The organism is Micromonospora sp. WMMD737 (assembly GCF_049179055.1).
In the GTDB taxonomy this organism is placed as follows: Bacteria; Actinomycetota; Actinomycetes; order Mycobacteriales; family Micromonosporaceae; genus Micromonospora; species Micromonospora reichwaldensis.
Window position 1 is genome coordinate 1 of record NZ_JBMHMH010000023.1, and the last position, 1,253, is coordinate 1,253.

A 1,253-nucleotide genomic window follows, 5' to 3' on the forward strand; every position below is an offset into this window, starting at 1 on the left:
CGCCTCGACCTCGAACCGGAACTTCGAAGGCCGTCAGGGCAAGGGCGGCCGCACCCATCTGGTGTCACCGGCGGTCGCCGCAGCCACCGCGGTGCGCGGCACGCTGGCCTCCCCGGCGGACCTGCCGCCCGTTCCCGCCCGCTGAATCCGCTCGAACCAACCAGGACATCAGGAGATTCTTCGATGGAAGCCTTCCGCACCCACACCGGGATCGGCGTTCCGCTGCGCCGCTCGAACGTCGACACCGACCAGATCATTCCTGCGGTGTATTTGAAGCGCGTAACCCGAACGGGATTCGAAGACGGACTGTTCGCCGGCTGGCGCAACGATCCGTCCTTCATCCTGAATCAGACCCCTTTCGACAACGGGTCGGTGTTGGTCGCCGGGCCCGATTTCGGGACCGGCTCCTCCCGGGAGCATGCGGTGTGGGCGCTGATGGACTTCGGATTCCGGGTCGTCATCTCGTCGAGATTCGCTGATATCTTCCGTGGCAACGCGGGCAAGGCAGGCCTGCTGGCCGCCGAAGTGGCGCAGGATGATGTGGAATTGTTGTGGAAGCTCATCGAGCAGCAGCCGGGTCTGGAAATCAGTGTGAATCTTCAATATCGAACGGTGTCCGCAGGAACGGTTGTGGTGCCGTTCAACATTGACGACTACACCGCTTGGAGATTGCTCGAGGGACTCGACGATATCGGCCTTACGCTGCGGAAACTCGATCAGATCGAGGCTTATGAGGCCGACCGGCCGAGCTGGAAGCCGCGCACTCTGCCGGCCTGAGGCCGGCGCCCGCAGCGGCGAATTCACCTCCGCCACGAGCCCCTTTTGGAGGCCTCGGTTGGAGGCCAAGGGCAGCAAGTGGATTGAAAAAAGTTCGCTAGCATGGCTTGAAATTGCGCGTGGCTCTTGGAAATCAGCAGCCATTGGGTTTACCGTGTCCACTAGTCGGCCCAAGTAGGGCCACTGGTTTCGGAGGTTTTGCATGAATAAAGCAGAGCTCATCGACGTACTCACGGAGAAAATGGGCTCGGATCGTCGGCAGGCCACCGCCGCGGTGGAGAACGTCGTTGACACCATCGTGCGCGCTGTGCACAAGGGCGACAGCGTGACCATCACCGGGTTTGGTGTTTTCGAGCAGCGGCGTCGCGCAGCGCGTGTCGCGCGCAACCCGCGTACCGGCGAGACGGTGAAGGTCAAGCCCACGTCCGTGCCCGCGTTCCGTCCGGGCGCTCAGTTCAAGGCGGTTGTCTCTGGCG

2 protein-coding genes and 1 pseudogene are annotated in these 1,253 nt (G+C 62.7%); all 3 read left to right on the forward strand.

Annotated elements, in window-relative coordinates:
• A partial coding sequence (locus tag ACN27A_RS33990) for an aconitase family protein (protein WP_421459051.1) occupies positions 1-145 on the forward strand: 145 nt, incomplete at its 5' end.
• Between the two features lie 38 nt (positions 146-183).
• On the forward strand, positions 184-777 hold the full coding sequence (leuD, locus tag ACN27A_RS33995; protein ID WP_421459049.1) for a 3-isopropylmalate dehydratase small subunit: 594 nt from the start codon (positions 184-186) through the stop codon (positions 775-777).
• A gap of 202 nt (positions 778-979) precedes the next feature.
• Positions 980-1,253: pseudogene (gene hupB, locus ACN27A_RS34000) on the forward strand (DNA-binding protein HupB); the annotation flags it as partial.

Excerpts from the sequence above, each read along its gene's own strand:
- leuD (WP_421459049.1), top strand. The coding sequence starts at position 184 with ATGGAAGCCTTCCGCACCCACACCGGGATCGGCGTTCCGCTGCGCCGC.